The 24,404-nt window shown below is 70.2% G+C and carries 26 protein-coding genes and 4 pseudogenes; 18 read left to right on the forward strand and 12 right to left on the reverse strand.

Going from position 1 to position 24,404, the window contains the following annotated elements:
* Positions 1 to 34 precede the first annotated feature (34 nt).
* Positions 35 to 1,015 (forward strand): hypothetical protein, encoded by a 981-nt coding sequence (locus OG509_RS38670; protein WP_406187237.1) that lies wholly within the window; start codon positions 35 to 37, stop codon positions 1,013 to 1,015.
* Here the strand turns inward: OG509_RS38670 and OG509_RS38675 are convergent.
* Positions 984 to 1,772, reverse strand: a complete 789-nt coding sequence (locus OG509_RS38675; protein ID WP_406187238.1) for a hypothetical protein — start codon at positions 1,770 to 1,772, stop codon at positions 984 to 986. The genes OG509_RS38670 and OG509_RS38675 overlap by 32 nt on opposite strands.
* Before the next feature lie 717 nt (positions 1,773 to 2,489).
* Positions 2,490 to 2,835 (reverse strand): annotated as a pseudogene (locus OG509_RS38680) (hypothetical protein); the annotation flags it as partial.
* 91 nt (positions 2,836 to 2,926) lie between these two features.
* Between OG509_RS38680 and OG509_RS38685 the strand changes: the two are divergent.
* The 4 genes and pseudogenes from OG509_RS38685 to OG509_RS38700 all read left to right on the forward strand — a co-directional run.
* Positions 2,927 to 3,229 (forward strand): hypothetical protein, encoded by a 303-nt coding sequence (locus tag OG509_RS38685; protein ID WP_406187240.1) that lies wholly within the window; start codon positions 2,927 to 2,929, stop codon positions 3,227 to 3,229.
* A 14-nt stretch (positions 3,230 to 3,243) separates the two neighbouring features.
* Positions 3,244 to 3,537 carry a hypothetical protein gene (locus OG509_RS38690; RefSeq protein WP_406187241.1) on the forward strand — a complete coding sequence of 98 codons (294 nt, stop codon included), beginning with the start codon at positions 3,244 to 3,246 and terminating at the stop codon, positions 3,535 to 3,537.
* A 54-nt stretch (positions 3,538 to 3,591) separates the two neighbouring features.
* A complete protein-coding gene (locus tag OG509_RS38695) occupies positions 3,592 to 3,774 on the forward strand; it encodes a hypothetical protein (protein ID WP_406187242.1) in 183 nt (60 codons plus the stop codon).
* A 546-nt stretch (positions 3,775 to 4,320) separates the two neighbouring features.
* A pseudogene (locus OG509_RS38700) lies at positions 4,321 to 4,418 on the forward strand (DUF6879 family protein); the annotation flags it as partial.
* 63 nt (positions 4,419 to 4,481) lie between these two features.
* Here the strand turns inward: OG509_RS38700 and OG509_RS38705 are convergent.
* Positions 4,482 to 4,775 (reverse strand): hypothetical protein, encoded by a 294-nt coding sequence (locus OG509_RS38705; protein ID WP_406187868.1) that lies wholly within the window; start codon positions 4,773 to 4,775, stop codon positions 4,482 to 4,484.
* A 285-nt stretch (positions 4,776 to 5,060) separates the two neighbouring features.
* Between OG509_RS38705 and OG509_RS38710 the strand changes: the two genes are divergently transcribed.
* The 6 genes and pseudogenes from OG509_RS38710 to OG509_RS38735 form a co-directional block, all read left to right on the forward strand.
* Positions 5,061 to 5,723: a hydrolase gene (locus OG509_RS38710; protein ID WP_406187243.1), complete on the forward strand. Its 663-nt coding sequence runs from the start codon at positions 5,061 to 5,063 to the stop codon at positions 5,721 to 5,723.
* Positions 5,724 to 5,728: 5 nt separating this feature from the next.
* Entirely contained in the window at positions 5,729 to 6,268 is a 540-nt protein-coding gene (locus tag OG509_RS38715; RefSeq protein WP_406187244.1) for a DoxX family protein, read from the forward strand.
* Positions 6,269 to 6,347: 79 nt separating this feature from the next.
* The gene (locus OG509_RS38720; protein ID WP_406187245.1) at positions 6,348 to 6,932 is read left to right on the forward strand and encodes a Dps family protein; all 585 of its coding nucleotides are present in this window, start codon (positions 6,348 to 6,350) and stop codon (positions 6,930 to 6,932) included.
* On the forward strand, positions 6,932 to 8,359 hold the full coding sequence (locus OG509_RS38725) for a dihydrolipoyl dehydrogenase family protein (protein ID WP_406187246.1): 1,428 nt from the start codon (positions 6,932 to 6,934) through the stop codon (positions 8,357 to 8,359). Before OG509_RS38720 ends, OG509_RS38725 begins: the two co-directional genes overlap by 1 nt.
* A gap of 55 nt (positions 8,360 to 8,414) precedes the next feature.
* On the forward strand, positions 8,415 to 9,242 hold the full coding sequence (locus tag OG509_RS38730; protein ID WP_406187247.1) for an alpha/beta fold hydrolase: 828 nt from the start codon (positions 8,415 to 8,417) through the stop codon (positions 9,240 to 9,242).
* A 38-nt stretch (positions 9,243 to 9,280) separates the two neighbouring features.
* A pseudogene (locus OG509_RS38735) lies at positions 9,281 to 10,141 on the forward strand (alpha/beta hydrolase); the annotation flags it as partial.
* A 15-nt stretch (positions 10,142 to 10,156) separates the two neighbouring features.
* Here OG509_RS38735 and OG509_RS38740 read toward each other — a convergent pair.
* Entirely contained in the window at positions 10,157 to 11,728 is a 1,572-nt protein-coding gene (locus OG509_RS38740) for an alpha/beta hydrolase (RefSeq protein WP_406187248.1), read from the reverse strand.
* Between the two features lie 275 nt (positions 11,729 to 12,003).
* Between OG509_RS38740 and OG509_RS38745 the strand changes: the two genes are divergently transcribed.
* Positions 12,004 to 12,225, forward strand: coding sequence for a DUF3592 domain-containing protein (locus tag OG509_RS38745; protein WP_406187837.1), 222 nt, complete (start codon positions 12,004 to 12,006; stop codon positions 12,223 to 12,225).
* Between the two features lie 57 nt (positions 12,226 to 12,282).
* Positions 12,283 to 13,035, forward strand: coding sequence for an ASCH domain-containing protein (locus OG509_RS38750; RefSeq protein ID WP_406187249.1), 753 nt, complete (start codon positions 12,283 to 12,285; stop codon positions 13,033 to 13,035).
* A gap of 39 nt (positions 13,036 to 13,074) precedes the next feature.
* On the opposite strand, the pseudogene OG509_RS38755 reads toward OG509_RS38750, so the two are convergent.
* A pseudogene (locus OG509_RS38755) lies at positions 13,075 to 13,368 on the reverse strand (IS630 family transposase); the annotation flags it as partial.
* A gap of 650 nt (positions 13,369 to 14,018) precedes the next feature.
* Here OG509_RS38755 and OG509_RS38760 point away from each other — a divergent pair.
* On the forward strand, positions 14,019 to 14,432 hold the full coding sequence (locus OG509_RS38760) for a transposase (protein WP_406187250.1): 414 nt from the start codon (positions 14,019 to 14,021) through the stop codon (positions 14,430 to 14,432).
* Positions 14,433 to 14,561: 129 nt separating this feature from the next.
* Here OG509_RS38760 and OG509_RS38765 read toward each other — a convergent pair whose 3' ends face one another.
* Complete coding sequence (locus tag OG509_RS38765; RefSeq protein ID WP_406187251.1) at positions 14,562 to 16,244, reverse strand: protein kinase domain-containing protein; 1,683 nt, start codon at positions 16,242 to 16,244, stop codon at positions 14,562 to 14,564.
* A gap of 864 nt (positions 16,245 to 17,108) precedes the next feature.
* Between OG509_RS38765 and OG509_RS38770 the strand changes: the two genes are divergently transcribed.
* Both OG509_RS38770 and OG509_RS38775 read left to right on the forward strand, forming a co-directional pair.
* Positions 17,109 to 17,408: a hypothetical protein gene (locus tag OG509_RS38770; protein ID WP_406187252.1), complete on the forward strand. Its 300-nt coding sequence runs from the start codon at positions 17,109 to 17,111 to the stop codon at positions 17,406 to 17,408.
* An 80-nt stretch (positions 17,409 to 17,488) separates the two neighbouring features.
* A complete protein-coding gene (locus tag OG509_RS38775; protein WP_406187253.1) occupies positions 17,489 to 17,620 on the forward strand; it encodes a hypothetical protein in 132 nt (43 codons plus the stop codon).
* Positions 17,621 to 17,772: 152 nt separating this feature from the next.
* Here OG509_RS38775 and OG509_RS38780 read toward each other — a convergent pair whose 3' ends face one another.
* The 4 genes from OG509_RS38780 to OG509_RS38795 all read right to left on the reverse strand — a co-directional run bounded on the left by OG509_RS38780 (position 17,773) and on the right by OG509_RS38795 (position 22,159).
* Complete coding sequence (locus OG509_RS38780) at positions 17,773 to 18,510, reverse strand: barstar family protein (protein ID WP_406187254.1); 738 nt, start codon at positions 18,508 to 18,510, stop codon at positions 17,773 to 17,775.
* 129 nt (positions 18,511 to 18,639) lie between these two features.
* Positions 18,640 to 20,232 (reverse strand): ISL3 family transposase, encoded by a 1,593-nt coding sequence (locus tag OG509_RS38785; protein ID WP_406187255.1) that lies wholly within the window; start codon positions 20,230 to 20,232, stop codon positions 18,640 to 18,642.
* A 438-nt stretch (positions 20,233 to 20,670) separates the two neighbouring features.
* Positions 20,671 to 21,582, reverse strand: a complete 912-nt coding sequence (locus OG509_RS38790; RefSeq protein ID WP_406187256.1) for a phenylalanine 4-monooxygenase — start codon at positions 21,580 to 21,582, stop codon at positions 20,671 to 20,673.
* Between the two features lie 256 nt (positions 21,583 to 21,838).
* Positions 21,839 to 22,159 (reverse strand): hypothetical protein, encoded by a 321-nt coding sequence (locus OG509_RS38795; protein WP_406187257.1) that lies wholly within the window; start codon positions 22,157 to 22,159, stop codon positions 21,839 to 21,841.
* A gap of 287 nt (positions 22,160 to 22,446) precedes the next feature.
* On the opposite strand from OG509_RS38795, the gene OG509_RS38800 reads away from it, so the two are divergent.
* Positions 22,447 to 22,719 (forward strand): hypothetical protein, encoded by a 273-nt coding sequence (locus OG509_RS38800; RefSeq protein WP_406187258.1) that lies wholly within the window; start codon positions 22,447 to 22,449, stop codon positions 22,717 to 22,719.
* A 238-nt stretch (positions 22,720 to 22,957) separates the two neighbouring features.
* On the opposite strand, the gene OG509_RS38805 is transcribed toward OG509_RS38800, so the two are convergent.
* On the reverse strand, positions 22,958 to 23,149 hold the full coding sequence (locus OG509_RS38805; protein ID WP_406187259.1) for a hypothetical protein: 192 nt from the start codon (positions 23,147 to 23,149) through the stop codon (positions 22,958 to 22,960).
* Between the two features lie 142 nt (positions 23,150 to 23,291).
* The gene (locus OG509_RS38810) at positions 23,292 to 23,741 is read right to left on the reverse strand and encodes a hypothetical protein (protein WP_406187260.1); all 450 of its coding nucleotides are present in this window, start codon (positions 23,739 to 23,741) and stop codon (positions 23,292 to 23,294) included.
* A gap of 137 nt (positions 23,742 to 23,878) precedes the next feature.
* Between OG509_RS38810 and OG509_RS38815 the strand changes: the two genes are divergently transcribed.
* Positions 23,879 to 24,043, forward strand: coding sequence for a hypothetical protein (locus OG509_RS38815; RefSeq protein WP_406187261.1), 165 nt, complete (start codon positions 23,879 to 23,881; stop codon positions 24,041 to 24,043).
* Positions 24,044 to 24,404: the final 361 nt, after the last annotated feature.

Genomic DNA, 24,404 nt, shown 5'->3' on the forward strand with positions numbered 1-24,404 from the left:
GCCTCTCCTGCCGATTCGAGTGGGGGGACGACGGTTGGACCTTGCTGCGGGTACGGGCCTCGACACTGGCGCGGGCACCGGCGTGGGCGCGGGTCCGGGCGGGGACACGCCCTTCATGCGGGTGACCGGGCCGGGTGGCGAACACCTGCCGTGGGTCTTGGTCCGCGCGCCCGTCGTGACGCACGCACACCACCTGCGGCTGGCCGCACTGGCCCGCGCCGGCGTCCGGTTCGCCGGAGTCACCAGCTATCTGGGGTTCCCCGCCCCGCCTTGGCGGGATGAGCGCGACTACGGGCTGCTGTGCGAGGCGTGGTTGCACTGCTTCCGCGATCCGGAGCACTTTCTGCCGCCGGCCGGCCCCCGGCTGCTGACGAGCGAGTCCGACTTCACGGACCCGCTCCGCGTGGATCCGGCCCGGGTGGCTGCCGGGGCTGCCGGGGCTGGGACGGAGGGGGCGGCAGGCCCCGACATCGTGCACGTGTCCGGCCGGGAGCCGTGGCGGCAGGAGGCGAAGAACTGGCCGCTCGCCGCGCGCTGCCTGCGCAGGCTGGCCCGGGAGACGGGGCTGCGGATCCTGGTGGTCGACGCGCCGGCCGGGGTGGAGCCGATCTGCGGCGTACGCATGGTCGGGCCGCTGCCGTGGCGGCGGCTGCTCGCGGTCATCGCGGGGGCACGGGCCCTGTTCGTACCGGCCGTGCTCGACGCCTCGCCACGGGTGCTCGCCGAAGCCCTGTGCCTCGACGTGCCGGTCGTCGTCAACCGGGCGATCCTCGGTGGCTGGCAGTACGTCAACCCGTTCACCGGGGTGTTCTTCGACGGGGAGGACGACGCGGTGGCGGCGGTACGGGCCGTGCTCGACGCCCGACAGCGGCCCCGGGCCTGGTTCGCGGCGCACCACGGGCCGGCCCGGGCCGGGACCCGCGTCCTGCGTCTGTTGAGCACCCTGGACGACTCCTTGCCGGGCTCCCTCACGCACGTGCTGCTCACCCCCGACCAGGGACCGGGGACACGTTGAGCACCAGCCGTGCCATGCCGAGCATGGGAGAGCGGTGGATCCACACGTCGGTCACCGGATGCACGGACCAGTGCCGTCGTACGTCGAGGTGCCGGAAGAAGACGGTCGCGTCGGCCGGTACCCGCCGGACGACGGCACCCGGTCGCAGGAACGACGGGCTCCCGTCCATCGCGCACAGCTCGGCGAGGGCGGTCCCATCGGGTCTGTCGGCCCGTCGCTCGCGCTCCGCCTGCCGCGACAGCCGCTCGCGGCGTGCCAGGTAGGTGTAGAACTCGGCCATGCCGAGGACGTCTTCGCATGCGACGTACTCGGTGGTCGGGCCGTTGTATACCCGTACGGCCCCGACCGTGGGACTCTGCGGCGGCACCGTGTCCACGTGGAAGCCGCACCGCCGCGTGGGGGCCTCAGTGAACACGCGCACCATCGCCTTGTCCGTCCCCGCCGTGTCCACGACCCGGGCCAGGATCCCAGCCATGGCATCGACGAGGGGAGCCGCAACGGAGGCGGGAGCAACGGCCAGTGCGGTGTGCGCCCAGCCGGTGAACTCGTCGGGCGTGACCGAGGGCAGGGTGGTGCGGGGGATGACCAGCCGTTCCCCGGCCACGAGCTCGGCCAGCTCCTGCAGCCACGGCTCGCGGCGGCCGTCGGGGACGATGACCGCGCTCAGCGCGGGATCAGCCGCGAGACGGGCGGCATCGGCTGCCGTCGCCCCGTGCAGGACACCGGCGACGGCCGTGTTCCGGGAGCTGGAGACCACGAACGGCAGGCTACTCGGTGCCACGGCGGGCGCCCGCCCGACAGGCTGGTCCGGCGGCGGCGGAACCCGTACGGTCGAAGCCACGACCGCGACGGGCACGTCTACCCGGGTTCGAGGCTGCCGCCCGCTCGCGCCCGAACAGCCCGTGCGCGGCATCGTGCTCGTCCTGCCCGTCGAGAAGGGCGACGGGACAAGTACGACCACGCCCTGGACGAGATCCGCAGACTTTCCGTAGACCTGCGCGACGGGAACCTGGGGCATCTGGTCCCCGTCCTGGCCTGGGGCCAGGTGGACTTCAGGTACTACCGCTCCGGCATGTACGCCCACATCCTCGGACGTGTGCTGCTGGTCCCGGCCTTCTTCCGATTCCCTCACCCGAGCGCGGCCCCTTCCCGTGAGTGGTGGGGACGCTGACACCTGACCCCGTCACTACGTGAGGAGCGCCTGCGCCATGTAGAGCTCGCTGATCGTGTGGCCTCCGGACGGCAGTTCCCGGGTACTGGCGGCGACGAGTTGCTCAATGAGGGGAACGTCCTCGGGGACGCCGGCCCGTTCCGGGTAGGAGGCGTTCTCCCACAGCTCCCGTACGTACCGCCACAGGGCGTTCGCCTCGTCGGACTCCTGTTCACCTTTGTGTACGGCGATATCGGCGATGGCCGAGGAGAGGAAGCCCTCGCGGCGGGCGGCGGCGGCCTGCGCCGCCCAGGCCTGTCGCGTCTTGATCCTGATGGCCAACTTGCCGGCGAACGCCGCCGTCGGCGCGCTGAGTTTCCCGTTGCCCCCGATCGCCGCTTCCCGGTCCCAGACCAACGCCTTGGGGACCCGGCCGACCTGGTTGATCAGCTGCCACATGCCCGAAAGGATGTCGCCGGCCTGCCTTGAGGGGATCATCACCGCAGACAAATGGCGGGAGAATCCCAGGGTCATGACGAGTACCGGCACCACTCGCTCCTGCCCGGCGCCGACCTGGACCTTCGTCTCCGGGAACCACAGATCGCATCCGCTCGGCGATCACCGGCGCCGGCATCGTCGGCCACTCCTGCAGCATCGTGGCTCGAACGGGCATTTTGAGGTCGCCTGAGGTTCAATGAAAGTACAGGTCCAGTCACCTGTCGTGTGGCATTCAACTCAGCGACTCCTATGGAGGGCGTGAGATGCCGGTAAACATTGTGGACATCGGCCCACCTTCAACTATCGCATCAGGACGATCGCTCATCGAGACCTACTTTTTCGGGGATTTCTACGACGTTGGCGTGTGCTACGGGACGCTGGCGACGGAGCCGAAATTCCTGGCCTGGCTCGATGTCACAGACCAGGGCAGGGTGGGATCCATCCGATCCATCGGCGGGGTTCCGCACCTGGACCTGAGGAATTGGCAGTACACCATGACGGTGACGAACCGATCCAACGCTACGGTCTCCTACAATATTCGGATCGCGACCTTGACCGGCGGGTGAGTGCGATGCCCAGAGTGAGACTTACTGTCATTACGGACCCGGACGGGACGGTCGTCGGCACCAAGCAGGTGGTCGAGCCGGGCGATTCCCTGGCGCCGCAGTTCTCCTACCGGCCCGCCACACAGCCGGGAGGGGAGGGACCGGAAGTCATGATTCCGGTGTACTCCCAGATCGTCGCGGGACCGGACCAGGAGGCGCACGTGTTGGACGTCGACCTGCCCGAGCAACTCTTCGTGTCCCTGGACCCGGCCGCACTGCACGAGATAGTGCAGACCAGGATCAACCAGGTGAGAGGCCGTGAGGCCTGATCGCGGCATCTGCCGCTTCCTCGGCCTGGCCCTCGACCGGCTGGCAGCAGGCCGATGAGCCGCACCTTCCAAACACGAGACCGGGCACTGGACACACGGCGCAACCAAGTCGCGGTCGTCACCGGACAGATCCTCGACGCCGGAAGCGTGCTGCGCGGCGAATACAACGGCGGCACCTGGTCCGCGCCTACCCGCACCCTCAGGCTGCGGAGCGGGTTTGCGGCGGCGTTTGCGTGATGAGTGTGCCTTCTTGAGGTAGTCCTCGAAGTCGGGCATGCCGTCTTTGGGGGCGGCGGTCGGCAGGATGACCTCGAATCGGTTGCGCCGTGCACGGGCGGGCCCCTCCAGTCTTCCTTCTGGAGTCTTCTTGGCGCGTTCGGCTTCGATGTGCCGGTCGACGCGTGACCAGGCGTCCAGCCAGGGAGCGTGGCGGGCCGCGGGGAGGTTGTAGGCGAAGAGCAGGGCCGGCATCTGCTCGGCGGTACGGGGGATCTTCTGGCGGGCGATGAAGAGATGGGCGGTTGTTTTGGGTATCTGCACCACCCCTTCCGCCTTCGACGTGCGCTTCTCGACGTCCCGGCAGGCTGGCGCGCCCGCCTGGACGTGCAGCGTGCTCAGGGCCGCTCCCATGTCTGCCTCATCGCGGATCTGCCGGATGTTGGGGGCGGCGGAGCCCGGCCGGCCCCGCCGCTTGTGTTCCTTCTCGATCCTTTGCCTTCTCCCACAGTGTGAGGAGAGGGCGGGGTCGACGCCGCAGGCGTGCGCGTACGCCCGCACCACCCGCTGCCGGGCAACGACTTCTGGCTGATCGACGGCCGGCTGATCCGGGGAACCACTTCACCGGCAACGGCGCCCCCACCGGCGGCGAGATGTCCGACGACCGGATTCAGCACCTCACCGAGGAGATCGAGGCTCTGGCTCCGAGCGTGAGCAGAGTAGCTGTCTCAGTCCCCGAGGAACCACAGGTAGAGGTGCTGTCCGTCGAGAACTGTCTGGCCCAGGTCCCAAAGCTCTCGGGCGAATTCCTCCGTGACCACGCCCGGAGGCAGACGCGGTACTTCCGCCAGCAGAGTGACCACCTGGCGGCTGTTGAAGACAGTGTCCGCGTACGGCAGCAGGTGCCCCAGCATCGGAAACACCGACTGGTCGAGAGCGGCCGGCTCCGGCCCCCAGACCACACCGTGCTTGGCGCGAGCCTCGATCGTGCCGGCCTCGCCCCGGACCTGGAGATTAATCATGCTTCGACCCTAAGGCCCCCAAGATCCGCCGGACAGAACCCAAGCCGACGGCGTGGTCGGCCGGCATCTCCGGACCTCTTGCGCGAGTTCGGGTGACGGGTGAGCAAGAGAGTGCCGCCAGATCCCGAGGGCGACCACGGACATCTCTCGCACGGGTAGTGCGCTGTCGTGCCAACTTCTGGGCACGGGGAGGAAAGTCGGTCGGTCGGGTCGGCCCTAGTTTTCGGGTGTGCCGAGCCTTGAAACGCGAACGGCACGCTACCGACTGCTCCGAAAGGACCCCTCATGTTCGACGTCACCAAGGTGCAGGCCGCCCCGAGCGCGGACCTGCTCACGCCCGACAACGCCGTCATGCTCTTCGTGGACCACCAGCCGCAGATGTTCTTCGGCACCGGGAGCGGCGATCGCGCCGCGATCATCAACAGCACGGTGGGTCTCGCCAAGGCGGCTCAGGCGTTCGACGTGCCCGCCGTGCTGACCACGGTGGCCGCCGAGTCGTTCTCCGGGCCCCTGCTGCCGCAGCTCGCAGAGGTGTTTCCCAAGAACGAGGTCATCGACCGCACGACGATGAACGCCTGGGAGGACGAGGCGCTCGTGGCGGCGGTCAGGGCGACCGGACGCAAGAAGATCATCCTGTCCGGCCTGTGGACCGAGGTCTGCCTGGTGCTGCCCGCGCTGTCCGCGCTGGAGCAGGGGTACGAGGTGTACGTGGTCTCCGACGCCTCCGGCGGCGTCAGCCCGGCCGCCCACGAACACGCGCTGCAGCGAATGATCGCCGCCGGCGCTGTGCCCGTGACCTGGGTGCAGGTCCTCCTGGAGCTGCAGCGCGACTGGGCGCGCCAGGAGACGTACGGCGCGGTCATGGAGATCGTCAAGGCCCACGCGGGCGCCTACGGCCTGGGCGTCGTGTACGCGCAGAGCGTCATCGGCGCGCACGCGGCCGGCTGACCTCCTTGGACACCGGCATTCTGATCCTGCGTCTGCTGGTGGGCCTGCTCGTCGCCGGCCACGGCGTGCAGAAGATCAGCTCGCACCTGGGCGGCAAGGGACTTGAGGGCGGAACGCAGGAATTCCGCGCCGACGGTTTCCGCGGCGGAGCCCTGACCGCGCTGGCGGCAGGCGGTGGCCAGATCGGATCGGGTCTGCTGCTCGCCTCAGGCTTGCTGACCCCGCTCGCCGCCACCGGGGCCATCGGGGTCATGACCGTAGCCCTCACCGTGAAATGGCACAACGGCCTCTGGGTGCAGAACGACGGATACGAGTACCCGCTCGTCCTCATCGGCACAGCCGCCGCTCTGGCCGCCACCGGACCCGGCGCCTGGTCCCTCGACGCGGCCCTCGGTCTCAGGCAGTACCCGCTGTGGTGGACGGCCCTCGTGCTCGCGGCGGGCGTCGGAAGCGGGCTGCTCGCCCGGCTCCTACTGCACCGGTCGGCCCCGGCAGCCCGGTCAGACCCGGCGGCGCCGCAGACCACCGGCCGCGGTGAGCGCTGACCACGAGCCACGCAGACCGGGTCCGGCCGCTCCGTGCCCCGACCGGACGGCCGGGCCTCCCACCTTCCAGGAGAACTCGATGGAAACCACGACCACCACAGCCCCGCGCGGCGGCGGCCAGCCGCTGCTGCACCAGAAGGGCGAGGAGACCCAGACGTTCGGCACGCTCAAGCAGCTGCCGATCGGCCTCGGCCACGACACCCGCATGTACGCCTGTCAGCGGCTGAACCGCGTACTCGCCGACACGCAGATCCTGTACTCCCTCTACAAGAAGCACCACTGGCTCATGCGCGGGGCGACCTTCTACTCGCTCCACCTCATGCTGGACAAGCACGCCGAGGCCCAACTGGCCATCGTGGACGAGCTGGCCGAGCGGATCCAGAGCCTCGGCGGCGTCGCGGTCGGAGACCCGCGCCACGTCGCCGAGCTGACGGCGATTCCCCGGCCGCCGGACGGCGTGGAGCCGGTCCCCGTCATGCTGTCGCGGCTCCTCGACGCGCACGAGCGGATCCTGATCGACGCGCGGGACGCCGCCGCCCGGATCTCGGCGGAGGGCGACGAGGGCAGCACCGACCTGCTCGTCTCCGGCGTCATCCGCACCGGCGAGGCGCAGGTGTGGTTCCTGGCCGAGCACCTCGTGGACACCCCCCTGGTGCGCGGCTGATGGAGGACACGTACGACGTCGTCGTGGTCGGCGGCGGGCCGGGCGGCGAGGTCACCGCCGACCGGGTCGTCCGATCAGGGCTGACCGCCGTCGTCGTCGAGGCCGAGGCGGTCGGGGGCGAGTGTTCCTACCGGGCATGCGTGCCGAGCAAGGCCCTGCTGCGACCCGGCGCGGCCAGGAAGGTCGCACGGTCGGTCGACGGGGCACGGCAGGCGGTGACCGGGACGCTCGACCCGACGCAGGTCCTGGCCCGCCGCGACCGGTTCACTGGTCGAGGCGACGACACCGGCCAGGCCGACTGGCTGAACAGCGCCGGCATACCCCTCGTACGAGGGCACGGCCGGCTCGCCGGAGAGCGCCGCGTGGAGGTGACCGGGGCCGACGGCACGGTCCGCACCCTGCGGGCCCGGCTCGCGGTCGTCCTCGGCCCCGGCACGGAACCCGCGCTGCCTTCTGTCGAAGGCCTCGACCGGATCGGTGTGTGGACCAACCGGCAGGCCACCACGGCCGATGCGGTGCCCGGGCGGCTGGTCGTCATCGGCGGGGGAGTGGTGGCCTGTGAGATGGCCACCGCGTGGCGCTCACTCGGCTCCTCCGTCACCCTGCTCGTCCGCGACCAGGCCCTGCTCACCGGCTGGGAGCCGTGTGCCGGCGAAGAGGTCACCCGGGGGCTCACAAGCCTGGGCGTCACGATCCGCTACGGGGTCTCGGCGACCCGGGTCGCCCGTGACGAGACCACCCGGACCGTGACCGTGGAGACCGACGACGGCGCCACCCTCGTCTGCGACGAGGTCCTTGCCGCGGTCGGCCGCCGACCGCGCACCGCGGACCTTGGTCTGGGTACCGTCGGACTGCCGGCCGGCGACTGGCTCCCGGTCGACGACACCTGCCGCGTCACCGCCCTCGACGGGGACTGGCTCTACGCCGTCGGCGACGTGAACCACCGTGCGCCGCTGACCCACATGGCCAAGTACCAGGCCCGCGCCTGCGCCGCGGCGATCGCCGAGCGCGCCGCTGGCCGCCCCGCCGGCACCGGCCGCCCCCAAGCCTGGAGCGCGGAGGCCGACCATATCGCCGTCCCGCAGGCAGTCTTCACGTACCCAGAGGTCGCGAGCGTCGGTCTGACCGAACGCGCGGCACGCGATGCGGGTCTCGCGATACGTGCGGTCGAGTACCGGATCGACGACGTCGCTGGAGCCGCCCTGTACGCGGACGACTACCGCGGCCACGCCAAGCTCGTCGTGGACGAGACCCGGGGAGTCGTCGTCGGCTGCACACTCACCGGCCCGATGGCGACCGAACTCATCCACACGGCCACCGTCGCCATCGTGGGCGAAGTCCCGCTCGAGCGTCTGTGGCACGCCGTACCCGCCTTCCCGACGGTCAGCGAAGTCTGGCTGCGCCTCCTTGAGGCGTACGGCCTCTGAGGGGACCGTCGCCCGTCCCTCCGCACCAACACAAGCACCCGACAAGGAAGCGCACATGCGTCCCACGAAGCGTGCCCTCACGCTCGCCCTCGCCCTGCCCGCGACGCTGGCCTCACTGATCGGTGCCGCACCCACGAGCAGCACTCCTGCCGCCGGCAATGACCGGACGGCGCCCAAGCCCACCGTCGTCCTGGTCCACGGGGCGTTCGCCGCCGCATCCAGCTGGAGCGGCACGATCAAGCGACTGCGCCGCGCGGGCTACCCCGTCGTCGCCACCGCCAACCCGCTGCGCGGCCTCGCCGACGACACCGCCTACCTCCGCGGCGTGCTCGCCGGCGTCGACGGCCCCGTCGTCCTGGTCGGCCACTCCTACGGCGGCGCCGTCATCAGTGGTGCCGCCGCGGGCGACAGCCGTGTGAAGGCCCTCGTCTACATCGCCGCGTTCACCCCGGACAAGGGCGAAAGCGCCGCCCAACTGGCCGCCAAGTTCCCCGGCTCCACCCTCGGCGACACGGTGAACCCGCAGCCGTACCCGCTGCCCGGCGGCGGCACCGGCACCGAACTCTTCATCGACCAGGCCGAGTACCACCGTCAGTTCGCCGCAGACGTCCCCGTCGCCGACGCGGCGGTCATGGCCGCGACCCAGCGCCTGGTCGCCACCGCCGCGCTGGAGGAGAAGGCCGGGGAAGTGGCGTGGAAGACGATCCCGTCGTGGGCGCTGATCGCCACGGCCGACAAGAACATCCCGCCGGCGGCCGAGCGGTGGATGGCACGGCGCGCCGGCTCCCGCACCACCGAGGTGGACGCGTCGCACGCCGTGGCCGTCTCCCGCCCGGCCGTGGTCACTGACGTGATCCTCGACGCCGCGCGCGCCACCCGCTGAGCACCACCCACCCGCAGGACCTACGAAGGAGAACCCTCATGCCGGACACACCGATCCTCGAACCCGCCGCCCAGGCCTTCGCCGACGCCACCGCCCAGCCGCCGTTCCTCTACCAGATCCCCGTGGCGGACGGCCGCAAGGCCGTGGACGGCGTCCAGAGCGGTGAAGGCGTCCCGCTGCCCGCCGTCGACGAGGAATGGGTCACCGTCCACGGCGGCCCGACCGGCGACGTCCGCGCCCGGATCGTCCGGCCGAGCGGCGCCACCGGACCGCTCCCCGTCATCCTCTACATCCACGGCGTCGGCTGGGTCTTCGGCAACGCCCACACCCATGACAGGCTCGTCCGCGAACTCGCCGTCGGCACCCGTGCGGCCGTCGTCTTCCCCGAGTACGACCTCTCGCCCGAGGCCCGCTACCCCGTCGCCATCGAGCAGAACTACAGCGTCGCCCAGTGGATCGCCCGCGAGGGACACCACAAGGACCTCGACGGCACCCGGATCGCCGTCGCGGGCGACTCGGTCGGCGGCAACATGACCGCGGCCCTCACCCTCATGGCCAAGCAGCGCGGCGACGTCCGGCTCACCCACCAGGTCCTCTTCTATCCCGTCACCGACGCGAGCTTCGGCACCGACTCGTACCACCAGTTCGCCGAGGGCTACTTCCTGCGCCGTGACGCCATGAAGTGGTTCTGGGACCAGTACACGGCCGAAGAGGCCGAGCGCGCGCAGATCACCGCCTCGCCGCTGCGCGCCACCACCGAGCAGCTCACCGGACTGCCGCCCGCCCTGGTCGTCACCGCCGAGGCCGACGTCCTGCGCGACGAGGGCGAGGCGTACGCGGCGAAGCTCCGCGCCGCCGGTGTCCCCGTCACCGCCCTGCGCGTCCAGGGGGCCATGAACGTGAACCGCGGGCCGCTACCCCGCCTGCTTGACGCAGGTCCGGTCCCTCGCCGGCAGCTTGCCGGTGGCCAGGTACCGGTTGACCTGGTCGTCCACGCACGCGTTGCCGTAGCGCCCGAAGAGGGCGTGCCGGTTGGCGCCCTCGAGGGTGACCAGCCTGGAGCTCGGCAGCTGCTTGTGCAGCTCGACGCTTCCCTTGTACGTCGTACGCGGGTCACCGGTGGCGGCCACGATCAGTGCAGGGGCATCGCGCCGCACCCGGGTGGGCTCTTCGCGCGGCGAGTCCCAGAAGGCGCACGGGTTGATGTTGTTGGTCAGAGCGCCGAACAGCGGGTGCGCGATGCGGTTGCGCTCGATGTCCCGCCAGTAGAGCTCGGGATCGCGCGCGGCGGCCACGTCCCCGCAGATGACGGCGGACTGCGCGCCGGTGGGCTCGCCCTCACCGCGCAGCACGTACCGGAGCTCCGGGACGAGCATCGGCGGCACCGTCGTCGGCCGGCCCTCCGCGGCTTTGGCCAGTACGGAAAGCAGCTCGCCGAACGACGCCCGCGCCGGGGCGGTGTCGTCCGCGATGCCCGAGAAGAGGAGGAGCGGCACCTGGCTGTCGTCGATCCGGAAGGCATCGGCGCCGGCGCCGATGGTCAGCGGACCGCGCGCGGCCGCCGCGACGATGCGGTCGACGGCGGCGAGCACCTCGGCGCGGCTGCGGCCGAGGCCGTAGGTGTCGTGGTGCGCCGCGGCCCAGGCGGCCCAGTCGGACAGCGCCTTCTCGTTCTCGCGCTCGGTGCCCTTCAGCAGCCGGGGGCGGTAGTCGCTCGGGTTGATCGCCCCGTCCAGCACCATCCGGTCGTGGCGGCCGGGGAACATCTGCGTGTAGACCGTGCCCAGGTAGGTGCCGTACGAGTAGCCCAGGAAGGAGATCTTCCGCTCGCCGAGCGTGCCGCGGATGACGTCCATGTCGCGGGCCGTGTTGCGGGTGGTGATGTGCGGGAGCACCGCGGCGTCGGTGGCCCGGCACTTGTCGGCCAGGCTCTTCTGCAGGGCGACCTGGCGTATGAAGCCCGCCCGGCCGGTGCCGGCGGACAGCCAGGTCATGCCGACGGGCAAGCCGCAGTCCAGCGCGGTGCTGCGCCCGATGAAGCGCGGGTCGAAGCCGACGATGTCGTAGCGCGCGCCGACCTCCTTCATCGACGCACGGGCCTGCGGCGGGGACTGGAGCGCGGGACCGCCCGGACCGCCGTTGTTGAGGAGGATCGCGCCGATGCGGTGGCGGGTGTCGGTGGCCTTGAGCCGGGAGATCGCCACGGTGATCGTGCGCCCCCGGGGGTCGGCGTAGTCCAGGGGCACGGTCACGTCCGCGCACTGCACGCCTGCCTGGTCCAGATCGCGGCCCGTGGTGTCGTCGGGGCCCTTGATGCAGCTGCCCCAGCCGAGGTGCTGGCGGTAGTACCGGTCCAGTCCGGCCCCGGAGCTGTCCTGGGCGGGGGTTTCGGCGGCCGTGGCCAGGACGGGGGAGGACGTGAGGCAGGCGGCGAGGGTGAGGCCTACGGCAAAGGCGCGGCGTGCGGCGGGGCTGACAGTGGTCACGGGGTCTCCTTGAGCATCGTCCGCTTCGTGTGATCGCATGCCCCGAGGCTAGGAACCCGCCCTGGTACGGCACATCGCCCAAAGGCACGAGGACCCCGGTCCCGTCCACCCCTGGTCCGGGACCTGCGGCCCGGTCCGGCCTCCTCCTCCGGGAGGAAACCGTCGGCGGGGCTGCGCTGAGGGCCGTCCCGGCCACGCGCCTGCCGTAAGGGGAGATCGCCGCACTGGCATGCTGTCAGGAGTTCTTCGGCTCCAGAATCGAGACGACCCTGTGTCTGCTTCCCAGATCCTCTTGCTCTTCGCGTCGGTTTTCACCGCCGCGGGGTCGGTCATCGGCGGCGTCGCCTCCCGTCGGTGCCCGCGTCGAGGTCCGATACGACCAGGCAGACCCGTCACGCTGGACCCTCCCGGCCGAGGGCACCGCCTTCTGGCGGCTGTTCAGCGCACTGGGCGCGTTGTTCGTCGCGATGGGGCTGGGGTTCGCCCTAGTGCTGTGACCGGGAACGTTCACCGGGTTGCATGGCTTGGGGACGTGTATGAGTAGTGTCTGTTGGATGGACAGCACGATGAATCTGCCGACGGAAGAAGATCTGGAGCTGGTCGAGTTCGCCCAGCGCGTTGTTGAGGCCAACGGTGACGGTGAGGTGCACACCGTCGGGGCAGCCGTGCGAGACGCACAGGGCCGGATGTTCGGTGGCATCAACCTTTATCACTTCACGGGCGGACCTTGCGCGGAGTTGGTGGCGCTCGGGCATGCGCGTGCTGCGGGAGCACGTGACCTGGCGGCGATTGTTGCCGTCGGTGACACGGGGCGCGGCGTGCTTGCGCCGTGTGGTCGGGACCGGCAGGTCCTGCTGGACTACCACCCAGGCATCCGAGTCCTGGTACCGGTGGCTGGCGGCATTCGCAGTGTCGCGATCACCGACCTTCTGCCTCATGCTTATGTCTGGGGGGAGCAGTCCGCGGGGTCCGACAGCGCGCTGCGCTCGGCCGTGATGCAGTCCCTACATTTCCACCCCGCCTATCTCGATGCTGTACGCACTGGGCGGAAGACGACCACGGTGCGGTTCCGAGACCCAGTGGAGACGGGCCCGGTGAACATGGTGTTCGAGTTGGATGACGAGGTAGTGCTGCCCGGTGTGGTCACTCAGATCACTTCCAAGAGGGTTGCCGAGTTGACCGAGGCGGACGCTATCGCCGACGGGTTCCGCGATCTTGCCGAGCTGCAAGACAGGCTGCGGTTCCACTACCCCGACATCAAGTCGTCCGATGACGCCACCATCGTTCACTTCCGTTTGACGAGTTGACTGCATCCGCCATCGAGCGACCGAGGCGATCAGCCTTCATCATGCCGCTCCTTGCAGGGGGCGTCCTCCCCAGCGGATGCCTTTCTCGCTGCGGATGCGGGCGCGTTCGCGTCGTTGGGCGGCCAGGACGTAGGCGTGCAGCGCCCGAGTCTGGACGGTGTGGTTGGGGTGGTTCGAGTTGGCGAGGGTGAACTGCCGTAGCGGTCCGAAGTGGGTCTCGATGGGGTTGGGGCAAGAGGCGTAGGTCGAGGTGAAGCACAGTTCGACCTTGTTCTCGGCCGCCCATCGTTTCATCCACCAGTTTGTGTGGGCGGAGAGGTTGTCGAGGATTACGACTTGGTCCGCGATAGTGCTGTCTCGTGAGTGATCTACCGCCCGGTAGATGGTTGTGGGCGAGTCGTCATGCGGTGGCGGTGGTCAGTGACCTGATGTTTGGATGCCCCGCGTGACTTCTGCGGATCTTGATGATCGCCCTGAGCGGGTACTGCAGGATCGCCTTGAGTGGTACTACGACGCGGTGCCGCGCCATGGTGCCCGGGTCGAGGACTTCGGGCCGCTGACTCTGTTCGTGCGGGAAGGCCAGGGATGGCCGTTCTACGCACGTCCGGCTCGGGGATGGTCAGGCGCGGTGAGCGCCGCCGATGTGACCCGGGTCCGCGCCCGGCAGCGTGAACTCGGGATCCCGGAGAGTTTCGAGTGGATCGCCGAGACCACGCCCGCGCTGCGGACCGCGATCGAGGACTCGGGGCTTGTGGTTCACGAGCACCGCTTGATGGCGCTTGACCCGGGCGCCCCGATACCCGCTGCGGACGAGTTGTCCGGCGGATTGTGGGTGCGGACCCTGGGTCCGGACGACCCGGCGCTGGCGAGCGCGCTGGCCGTGCCGCATCTTGCATTTGCGGAGCCCGGAACGGGTGTCGGCTTGGCGGGAGTCACCGAGCTGGGAAGCCCGCAGCATCCTGGCCGCGGCACCGACCACCACCATGGCCGCGAAGCTGACCCGCAGGCGTCTGCAGTCTCTGCTCAAGCAGGCCGGCCGCGTCCGCGGCATCCAGGGCGAAGCCGAACGGCTCCACGAGGTCTTTAGCCGCGACTACCTCCACCAGCTCCCGCAGGTCGAGGCGGCTCTCGGACATCAGACTTCCGCTCTGCTCAGGCAGCTGGACACCGCCTGCGAAAACGCCGACCAGCCCGAAGAAGCCGTCACGCAGGCCTTCGAGGAACATCCGGACGCGCCGGTCTTCCGCAGCTTTCCGGGTCTCGCCGCACTGACCGGCGCCCGGGTCCTGGCGGAGATCGGCGACGACCGCACCCGGTTCGCCACCGCCGGATCTCTCAAGGCCTACGCGGGAAGCGCCCCGTCACCAGGGCCAGCGGCAAGAGCTGCAAGGTCATGAGCCGGAAGGTCAAGAACCAGAGACTGGCCCCCGTCGGCTGCGTCTGGGCATTCGGCGCTCTCACCAGGTCGCCAGGCGCCAGAGCCCACTACGACCGCCCGCTCTCGCGGATGATCCACAAGAAACGGCCTAGCAGGCGGGGGAGGAGCCCTTCTGGCCCTTGAGGTCGCGGTTGTACAGCCACCCGGTGGCGTTCGTGCCCTCCACGCGCACGAACGTCCACTGATTGCCGTACGAGTTGACGATGTAGCACTGGTACCAGAGCTTGGTGCCGTCCTTGACCAGGCTGCCCTGCGAGCAATGTTGGTACGGCGCGGCCAGCAAGTGGTGGTCGCCGGAGATGTAGCCGTAGGTGCCCGGGGCCGGGTCCCTGTGGGTCCAGCCGGCGCAGTCCGTCGGTACGGGGCTCGGCTCGGCCGCGGCGGGCGAGGAGCCCTTCGGGGAGGGCGATGACGAGTCGGCCTTCTTCGAGGCGCTCGCGGATGGCTTCGCCGTGGGTCCGGAGCCGGAGGGAGACGGTGCCGGGCTCTGCGCGTCCGGCTGCCCGCCGGCGGCCGGGGAGCCGCCGGGTGCCCCAGTCGGAGCCACCGTCCGCGCCTGGTTGCCGTCGCCGCCCGAGGTCACGGCGTAGGTGACGCCGCCGGCGGCGAGTACGGTGGCGACCGCAACGGCCACCGCGGCACGGCTGCGACGCCGCGCCCGGTCCACGGCCGCCGGGCCGGACTGGTCGACAGTGAACGGCTGACCGGACGGGGGGCCCTGCGCGGGTCCGTGCGACGGGAATCCGGGCTGCGGGGTGGGGGCGTAGGGCTGCGGAATCGATACGGCGCCGGCGTCGAAACCAGCCGGGGGCGGGGGCCCGAAGCCGGGAGCGGGCGCGGACACGGGCTGCGCGGTGGGGGTCGGCGGGACTGTGGCGGGCGCGGCCGTGGGGACAGCGCCGCCGCCGGCCGCCACCTGCTCCAGCATCGCGCGGGCCCGGTCGGCGGTGGGCCGGTGTTCCGGCTCCTTCGCCATCAGTGCCCGCAGCACCGGGGCGAGCGGCCCCGCGCGCCGAGGCTCGGGCAGCGGGTCGCCGACGATCGCGGCCAGCGTGGACCACACCGAGGTACGGCGGAACGGCGAGACCCCCTCGACCGCCGCGTACAGGGTCATCCCGAGCGACCATATGTCGGAGGCCGGTCCGGGCTCCCTGCCCTGCGCGCGCTCCGGCGGCAGGTAGTCGAGCGAACCGACCAGCTGACCGCTGCGGGTCAGCTTCGCCATGGCCTCGTCGTCGGAGGTCTCGATGGCGGCGATGCCGAAGTCCGTGAGCACGACCCGGCCGTCGCGCTCCAGCAGCACATTGCCCGGCTTCACGTCGCGGTGCAGGACGCCCGCGCGGTGGGCGGCGTCGAGCGCGTCCATCAGCTTGGCGCCGATCGCGGCGGCCTCGTACGGGTCGAGCGCTCCACGCTGCGTCAGCACCTCGTCGAGCGAGGGGCCGTCGACGAGCTCCATGACGATGACGGGCAGACCCTGCTCGTGCGTCACGTCGTGCACGGTGACGACGCCGCCGTGCCGAATGCGGGCAGCGGCCTGCGCCTCACGCCCCATCCGGGTGCGCAGGTCGGCCAGTTCGGCGTCACTGGAGTCGGTGTAGGCCCGCAGGACCTTGACGGCGACCTCGCGGGCGAGCAGCTCGTCGACGGCCCGCGCGACCACGCCCATGCCGCCGCGGCCGACCACGGAGGTCACACGGTAGCGTCCCCCGAGCACCTTTCCGATCAGGTCCCCGTCGTTCGCTTCCCCCGCTTGACCCGCTGGCACCACATGCTCCGTTCCACGACCGGTCGTCCGTCTCGACTCTCTGACGTGCACAAGCGTAGATGCATGATCCGCACGCCGACCACGCCGCTGCCCACCCCGCGGCGCGCGGCAGACGCGCCTCCGCTCACTCGCGGCTGCCCGCACCGTCGGGCCGGCCCCGCAGGAGGCCGCTCGCCGGGTCGCCGGGGCCGGGGCAGAGCTCGGCAACCTGGCAAGCATCGACTCGGAGGGGTGGGGACGTAGCCCCATCGGGGTGGCTCCCTCACCGCTGCTCCGAACCCGGCCCTCAAGAGCCTTCCCACGCGAAGCTGCCGGAGCCATCCGGCCACGACCACACGGCCTTGGACTTCAGGCGCCGGAGGGTGCCGGCACCGCCGCCGTGGCGCAGCGCACGGTGCGCGTCTACCACCTTCCGCACCGGCTGACCCGGGCCCTGCCCGTACGCCTTCCAAGGGCATCGACGTCGCTCGGATCCTCGCCGGCGCGCACGCGGCGGGGGCGGCGTGGACCAGGCCGTCACCGCGGCCCCGCCCCAACGCGAACGGCGCGCCGCCTCCCAGGGCAGGGACCGTTCTGCGTTCTGGTGCTCGGTCAGGGGAGTTCGGCGGCGCCCTTCTCGTAGTCGGCTGCCTGTGCCGGGGTGAGGAGTCGCCTGACGCGGATCAGGGTTGCGCCGTGGCGGTAGTCGTATGCGGTTCGGTCAGCCGGCCGCGTTCCGAGGCTGTGCGCGTATTGTCGAGGAGCCCTGCGTTCTGTGTAAACAGCCGCCGTCGGTACTTCCCTACGCTCGGGACCTGCAAGCCGCAGCCCCTCGAAGGAGCGGCCCGCTGGCACCGGCCATGAGGCCGGACGCAGAGGGAGGGACGTATGAAAACGGTCAAGCGCGTGGGAGCGGTCCTCGGGACCACCGTGCTGACGGCAACCACCCTGCTGGGGGTGTCGACCTCGGCCCAAGCATCGAGCTGGAACTGCTGTTCGGAGGTTACGGCCGACAGGCAGAGTGCCTACGCGTTCTGCGACGGAGACGGGCCCATGCGGGTCGCCGCCTACTGCGACCTGGACAGGTACCCGTACCGGACCACTGTCTACGGCTCCTGGGGCGGCAACGGGAGCTCCGTCCACGTGAGTTCCTGCTACATCAGCAAGGCGTGGTACGAGGTCCCCTGACGGCCTCGTGATTCCTGCACCTCCCTTCATCTCTTCGGACGCGGTGCAAGACCACAGCCGACCCTTGAGGAGAACAGACCATGAAGCTCCGACAGGCCGCGACCTTCCTCGCGACCGCCGCTCTCACGGCAACGACCTTGCTGGGAAATGGCTTTGTAGGCGAGTTTCAGGAACGTCTGCTGCTCAGCGGCAGGAGCACCCGATTCCACTGAAGAGTGATGTCGCTGAGTTTCGGGTTCTGGCACAGATCTTGGGGAGCGATCGCGGAGAGTCATCGCGGTGTTCGAGGACGGGGATGTCCTACCTCGTCCAATCGAGGCGTCTACTCAGCGAATCCCGTTGCTTGGCTGGCGCGGCCCGTCATTTAACCGTCCGAGTGTTCGCGGTGCAGGTGCTCAGAGCGGGACTGGAGGATGTCCAGGGCCTCGTGGATCGAGCAGCCGAGGTGGTCTCGGAACAGCTTGATGGCCTTGATGGTCATGCCGCTGAGGATCTCTTCGTCCGCGAAGGAGAGCGGGCCGGCCGTCCAGGGTGCGGAGGCGGGGTCTCCACCTGGCCAGTCGACGTCGGTCAGGGTGGCGAGCAGGCGGCCGTCCGCGAGCGCCACCGCCACGTCCATGCCGCGGGCCGCCTTCTCCGTGAAGGCAGCGGGTGCAGTGTGGTCCAGGAGGAAGACGAAGTGCTGGGCAATACGTTGCCGCCATTCATCGAGCTCGCCGTCGGCATCCAGGCGGAGGTTGGAGTTCCAGGCTGCCTGGACGAGAACTGATACGAACAGTCCGAGGAAGTCCGATTTCAGCAGGTCGTCCGCGTGCTCGATCAGGATCGCGAGGTCCTGGTTACCGTGGCCGGGACCGTGCCAGTCGTGGAGGCAGTCCACGAGCGCGTCCCAGTTGTGGCCGAAGTAGCCGAGGAACGACAGTTCCCGGGCGAAGGTGCGAAAGACGGACGCCGGATCCCGCATTTCCCGGCCGTCCATCCGCAGGACCAGACCGTTTCGCTGCACGAGCGCGGCCGTTTCCGCCGCCAGCCACGGGTCGGCCGGGGAGGTGAACACGACCCATGGGGAGCGGTGTTCCGTCAGCGTGGGCTTGGTCATCATGGGTGAGATCCTTGCACGGCATTTGCTCGGAGCCCGAGCGATTAAGGGAGGGGAGATCGTCCTCGACGAGCACCGTCCGCCCAGGTCAGGAGGCTGCCGATGACCTTCTTCAATCCTTGGGTCGCGGGGCTACTGCAGCAGGATCATCTTCCGCAGCAGGTGGAAGCCGGCTCGTCCGTAGAGCTGCCTTTTGATCTTCTTGATGCGATTGACGGCGCCTTCGATGCTGCCGGAGCTCCAGTGGAGGGTGAGTCCGGCTGTCACGGCGTCGAGGTCTCGGAGCAGGTGGAGTGCGAAGCCGGTGAGGCCGGGCAGTTGGCTTGCGTCGACTGCGTCGATCCAGGCAAGGAGCCTGGCGCCGAGGCGGGCGGTGAGTATTTCGCCGAAGTCGCGGACATGTTCGGCGGCGGTGTCCAGTTCTGGGCAGCGTGCCAGGACACCCTTCTGGCCGGCGCGGTCGTCCTCGCTCAGCGCGGTGGGGTGTCGGGTGAGCCAGTCGGTCACCTGCCGCACCGGCGGAGGCCGGGGCGGCGCGCCGGCCGGAGCCCCGCGGAGGGTGGCGATGTGGCTGCGGACCATCTGGTAGGTGACGGGCGCGTTGTCGGCGACGAGTTCGTTGTGGAGGTGGGTGACGCTGGTGCCTCCCTCGGTGAAGCGTCGCTCCAGGTGGGGCTTGTAGGGGTCCAGCCCGCTGGGTCGGGGCCGGTTCTCGCGAATGGTGTCCTGCCAGCGTGCGGCGTTCGCGTATCTGAGCACGGTGTTGAGGCCCCAGCCCAGGTGCCGGGCAATCGCTCGGCGCGAGTGACCTTGGGCAAGGAGCTCGTGGACCAGGGCGTGCGCGGCCTTCTTGCGCTCAGCCCGTCGGCCGATGGGTGCCGGGGCATCCTGCGGTCGGCCGGAAGTCAGTCGGGTGGCCTCCGGCAACGTGCTGCCGGGCGAAGGGGCGCGCAGGCAGTCGCGGTGGGCGGCAACGCAGGTTTCCACGGCTCGGCCGAGGCCCTGCCACAGGTGGAACCGGTCGGCGACCTGCAGAGCATCGGGGGCACCGCGCCGGGCACCTTCGGCGTAGGCGCCCGCCCGGTCCCGGCAGATGATCTCCACGCCGGGGTGGCGGATCGGCGAGGCGGCCAGAGGCGCGGCCTCGCGGGTCGGGAGCACGTCGAGGACGCGATGGTCTTCGACGCTGGTCAAGACGGTGGAGTAGGTCTGGCCGCGGCAGATCGCGAAGTCTTCCACGCCCAGGACGCGCGGAGTACCAAACTGCGGATCGGGCAATGCCATGACCCTCCGTAGCAAGGTCATCCGGCCCGCGCCGAAGCCCAGCTGGGCCGCCAGCCGGGCACCGGCCCGCCCGGCCAGCGCGAGCCCCACTCGCTCCAGGGCGTGGTTGAGCCGCGTGGTGAACCGTGCGTGCGGTGCAGCGAGCTGCGAGAACGGCTCGGCGAACGTCCGCCGCGGGCAGTCCACCGAGCCGCAGATGAAACGCCGAACCGTCAGCCGGATAACAAAGCCCTGCTCAGCGAACGGAAGGTCCTTCAGCCTGCGCTGGTAGCGGTCGTGGACTCGGTCCGAGAAATGGCCGCAGTCCGGACGTGCAGAGCCGGCCGCGCGGCCTCTCGCCGCCACCTCGACCGTGCCGAACGCGGCTGTGACCGCCTCGACATCCACGTCGTCGATTCCGTCGAACACGAGCGAGTCCCAGAACGGTGCATCGGTCTGCATGACCAGCACCATCACCGGCCACGACCGGCTGCAGCAGCGGGCGACAGGGACCTGGGGGAGCGTCAATTCTGATCGCTGGACGACAAGGCGTACGCGCTCTCACGCGAACCCGTCTCCTCGCAATCGAACAACGGGGTAACGCTCCGCGACGACTCCCCAAGATCTGTGCCAGAACCCCGTTCTCACGTACAAGGCCACCCACCACTGGGGGAGCTGCGAGCAGACGTAAGGGCGTACCCCCGGCAAGGCGATGGTGGCGGGGACGGTGCGCGGGGCCGGGAGGCGGTCTGCCGGTCGGGTGGGCGGACGTGGCCGAGCGCCAGGCGCTCCTCGGCTTCGCGGAGGACTGCCCGGTGACCTCCACCCGGCCCGCGTCTGCGGGAGGGCGGCGATACCTGCTCTGCGGGGGGTGGGTGGGGCGGTGCTGCGGCCGCTCGTTCATCGGGTGGGCGGACGCGCCATATAGCCGCGTTCGGACAGGACGGGCAGGCGGTAGCGATCGCGCGTGGACTCGTCGAAGTCGTCGAGGAACCCGTGGAGCAGGTCGGCGAGGTGGGCCAGGGATTCGACGGTGAAGAGGACGGGCTGGTAGCCGGCGACCTGGTACGGCATCCGGACCAGCTCGGCGAGGTCGAACGGCCGCAGGTCGGCCTTGGGGAAGCGCCCGAGCTCGCCGTAGGACGACAGCAGGGCCGCCCCGTACGCTCTGGGCCGCCGCTGCTTGAGGACGGTGCCGTATTCGAGGGTGAACCAGTACACGCGGCTGATCAGATCCAGCGCGTCGGCCGTCTCCACCCGGGCCGCGGCCCGGCCCACCGTGCGGTACAGGTCGGCGAAGAACGGATCGGCGAGATGGATGCCGTGCCCGAACACGTCGTGCAGGACGTCCGGTTCCGGCGTGTACAGGGGCATCGCTGGATGCCGTACGTACTGCACGGCATGGAAATACCCCTTGGCCATCGCGCCCAGGAAACGCTTGTTCGCAACGATCCCGCCTGCCAGCGTGAAGCGGAAACCCGTCAGGGCCTGCAGCCGGTTGGAGACTTCCTCGTGCTGCGGGACACCGCCGGCCGGAATCGGCGCGACGCCCCGGGCCCCCAGAACTTCCCGGCAGGCCCAGAGGTCCTGCGCGCGCAGCAGCGCACCGTGCACGGCGCGCCAGGTGGCATGCTCGGCGTCGGTGTAGTGCACCTCGGGTGAGGGCTCGCCCACCGGGTGGCCCTCCGCCCGTTCGGCGATCAGGTTCCTGCGGCGCACGTAGGCCGGGTCTGCGAAACCGGGATGTTTCCCGGCGCAGCCCACCGTGGTGCCGCTCGCGTCCAGCGGGGTCAGACTCATCCAATCGATCATGAACTGCATCGTGGACCGCCACCCGCTTCACCGCGCTGGCCGCGCCGTGCACCTCACCCACACCAGCGACCCGGCACCCGGTTGCGAGCACTCGCCGATTCGGTTCTCCTCGATGTTCTGGTCCAGGTGCGCGGCGCCAGGCCGGTGGTGCTGGCCGGGAGCTGCCGGGGTCGCCGGCCTGACCGGTGCGGTGGGCCTGTCCGGGGGCTGTGACGACACTGGGTGAAGGACACAGTGACCGGGGCTGCGGCGGTGCTCATGCTGGTGGTGGGGGCAGTACGAGGATGTGGTCGTCCAGGGTTTCGGTGGTGAAGCCTGCGGTACGGAGTGCGGAGTCCAGGGCGAGACCGGTGGCGTGGTGCAGCCCGGCCAGCCCCGTACCCGCCTCGCCCGGCGCGTGCGCACCACTGGTGCGGGCATGCAACTCGTCGATCTCTTCGGGCAGCCAGCCCACCATCACGCCCCGGGCATGGCGCACCAGATGCACGCCCTCCCCGCCCCCGCTTCCAGGGTCGAACCCCGCTTCGATGAGAGCGGTGCGCACCGCGTCCAGGAGGTCCGTCTCGTGATCATCCACAGGCGGCACTGTAGAGGACCGGCCAGGGCCGCCGGGGTGTCTGTGGCGCTGCCCGGGTCCGTGGCGGGACCCGGCCGGGGTGGCTTCAACCGGCCGGGTCCCGCGCGTGTGGACCTCTCGTCGCCCTGCCACCCTGACATGCACGAGGCCGGACTGCGCGCTGGGCTGGGGGATGGGTGGGCCGGGCGGGTGACACGCTCACACCTGCGGCTGCGCGGGAGCGCGGCTGGCATTTGGCCACCTGAGGATGGGGTTTCCGTTGTGCCTCTCGTCGAATGGAGCCCTTCATGTTGGAGCGCAGGTCGTGCAAGGACGGTACCGAGGTCACCTTCGTTCTGCCGGGGGAGGATCCGCCGGGGCCGGTGAGCGTGGTGGGGGACTTCAACGACTGGCAGCCCGGCGTGCACACGCTTCAGCCGCGCGAGGACGGCAAGCGGGCGGTCGCGGTCGCACTGCCGGGCGCAACGACGCAGTCTTTCCGCTATCTGGCGGCTGGCGATTACTGGTTCAACGAGGAGAGCGCCGAAGGCGACGGCGCCAACAGCCGCGTGCACACCTGACCCCCGCCCGCAGCATCCCCGAATCCGTCGGCGCCGCCGCGGATGCGTCGTGGACAGCGTTCTGTGTGTGGGAGTACCTTGCCGCCCATGGCGTGCTCCGCCAAGCGGGCTGCCGGATTCCGGCCCGAGGCCGTCGACCGGCGCAGATCCGACAGCGAGTCCGTGAAGCGGACCGATCACCTGCCCCCTCGCAACGAGCCCGCGCCGTAGACGAACACGGCGTGGCGCCGGGGGAGCGTCAGGCGAAGCGTGAGCCGATCCGGAACCGCAACTCGCTCGCGGCCCGGAGGATGTCCTCGCTCTGGGCGGTGTCGTCGAGGAGCCGGAGGAGCACCATCAACGCCCGTGCCTCGTCTGCGCTGATGATTTTCAGGCGGGGTTCGGTGACGCCGTCGAGGAGGGTGTCCAGCAGGTCCAGTGTCTCGTCCATGCCTGGGACAACGCTGCACGCGCTCGCACGGAGGTCTACGGCGCATTGTGCGGTCCGGGCCGTCGCGGCGCAGTGTCCGGCGGAGGTCAGGCCTTTTACCGCGCTCTGTCCCGGGTGAGTGCCTGCTGGAGTTCGTCGCGGGTCATGGTGAAGCGGCCGGGGATGCCAGCCGCCGTGGCCTTCTCATACAGCTTGGCAGCCCGTCCAGTTCTGTCGGCGCGGCGTGTGTCCGCTCCTTCGCGGGTGGTGCCTTCTTGGGCCGCTTGACGCCCGGAGCGGCGGCCTTCTCGCCGCCCGCTTTGAGGCCTTTGGCTTCTTCGGCGCTGGCGCGGAGGGCTTCCACGAGGTCGACGGCGCCGGTGCCCTTGGCTGGCGGCTCGGTCTTCTCCGCCGTCTCACCCGCCTGTTTCTCGGTGATCAGGGCGGCGGCCTTCTCACGGAACGGTATGCCTCGACGGCGGCTGGTGGCAGCGGCTGACCGAGCAGACCAGACTGCCTTTCTGTCGAAGCTTGCAGGCCGACTGGTCTGGCATCGGCATTCCTGAGTTTGGCCGTCCTTGGCGGAGCGCAGGATCGGGCCATGACCGAACACTGCGGACCCGTGGCCGGAATCGTGCGTGCCAGCTCGGCGGCACCTTTCCCGTGCGTGACGAGGTGAGGCTGCTGTCCGCAGAGGCTCGGACCGGTATGGTCGGGAACGCATCCGACCCTGCGGGACTGCCTCCTGCGGTGCGGGAGACAGTCGAGGCGATCGTGCGGGCGGTGGGAGCCGGAGACGACATCCTTATCGGCCGCCTGCTGAACCGGTTCACACAGATCGCAGACGTCGACGCCCTCGTTCACCTGCGCACCCGCCTGAACACTGCGCTGCGCGCAACAAGGGCGCGCGCCTGAACAACACGGTCCCGGTTACGCCCGGAGACCGCCGTTCGCTTCGCGGGTCCAGCAGCGTCGGGGTGTTCGGCCAGCAGGTGCTCGGTCTTCGTCTGGGAGGGGTGACGTGACGGCTGGCGGATCGTTTCAGCTGACGTGAATAATGGATTCCGTTTTTCCGGGCCGGGTTCCCGCTGTCCGGACCGCATCAGCCTGCCCGGTCGGGGCTTGCCGCCCGTAGCCGCCCGCATGCCGAGTCTGGGCAAGGGAGAGGCGGTGTGAGGGACCGGTCGTTTTACTGGTGTCGCTCCTGCCGCCGGCCGCTCTACGCCACGAGTTCCGCCACGCTGCCAGCTGGCTGGGACTGGGCGATCGACCACCA

It is taken from the genome of Streptomyces sp. NBC_01006, from assembly GCF_045162725.1.
In the GTDB taxonomy this organism is placed as follows: domain Bacteria; phylum Actinomycetota; class Actinomycetes; order Streptomycetales; family Streptomycetaceae; genus Streptomyces.

What these genes read in the sequence shown, in the direction of transcription:
- OG509_RS38685 (WP_406187240.1), top strand. Translation starts at nt 2,927, where the DNA reads ATGCCGGTAAACATTGTGGACATCGGCCCACCTTCAACTATCGCATCA.
- OG509_RS38710 (WP_406187243.1), top strand. Translation starts at nt 5,061, where the DNA reads ATGTTCGACGTCACCAAGGTGCAGGCCGCCCCGAGCGCGGACCTGCTC.
- OG509_RS38720 (WP_406187245.1), top strand. Translation starts at nt 6,348, where the DNA reads ATGGAAACCACGACCACCACAGCCCCGCGCGGCGGCGGCCAGCCGCTG.
- OG509_RS38705 (WP_406187868.1), bottom strand. Translation starts at nt 4,775, where the DNA reads ATGATTAATCTCCAGGTCCGGGGCGAGGCCGGCACGATCGAGGCTCGC.
- OG509_RS38780 (WP_406187254.1), bottom strand. Translation starts at nt 18,510, where the DNA reads ATGATGACCAAGCCCACGCTGACGGAACACCGCTCCCCATGGGTCGTG.
- OG509_RS38760 (WP_406187250.1), top strand. Translation starts at nt 14,019, where the DNA reads ATGGCCGCGAAGCTGACCCGCAGGCGTCTGCAGTCTCTGCTCAAGCAG.
- OG509_RS38725 (WP_406187246.1), top strand. Translation starts at nt 6,932, where the DNA reads ATGGAGGACACGTACGACGTCGTCGTGGTCGGCGGCGGGCCGGGCGGC.
- OG509_RS38800 (WP_406187258.1), top strand. Translation starts at nt 22,447, where the DNA reads ATGTTGGAGCGCAGGTCGTGCAAGGACGGTACCGAGGTCACCTTCGTT.
- OG509_RS38790 (WP_406187256.1), bottom strand. Translation starts at nt 21,582, where the DNA reads ATGATCGATTGGATGAGTCTGACCCCGCTGGACGCGAGCGGCACCACG.
- OG509_RS38775 (WP_406187253.1), top strand. Translation starts at nt 17,489, where the DNA reads ATGAAGCTCCGACAGGCCGCGACCTTCCTCGCGACCGCCGCTCTCACG.
- OG509_RS38785 (WP_406187255.1), bottom strand. Translation starts at nt 20,232, where the DNA reads ATGCAGACCGATGCACCGTTCTGGGACTCGCTCGTGTTCGACGGAATC.
- OG509_RS38730 (WP_406187247.1), top strand. Translation starts at nt 8,415, where the DNA reads ATGCGTCCCACGAAGCGTGCCCTCACGCTCGCCCTCGCCCTGCCCGCG.
- OG509_RS38750 (WP_406187249.1), top strand. Translation starts at nt 12,283, where the DNA reads ATGGACAGCACGATGAATCTGCCGACGGAAGAAGATCTGGAGCTGGTC.
- OG509_RS38770 (WP_406187252.1), top strand. Translation starts at nt 17,109, where the DNA reads ATGAAAACGGTCAAGCGCGTGGGAGCGGTCCTCGGGACCACCGTGCTG.
- OG509_RS38695 (WP_406187242.1), top strand. Translation starts at nt 3,592, where the DNA reads ATGAGCCGCACCTTCCAAACACGAGACCGGGCACTGGACACACGGCGC.
- OG509_RS38805 (WP_406187259.1), bottom strand. Translation starts at nt 23,149, where the DNA reads ATGGACGAGACACTGGACCTGCTGGACACCCTCCTCGACGGCGTCACC.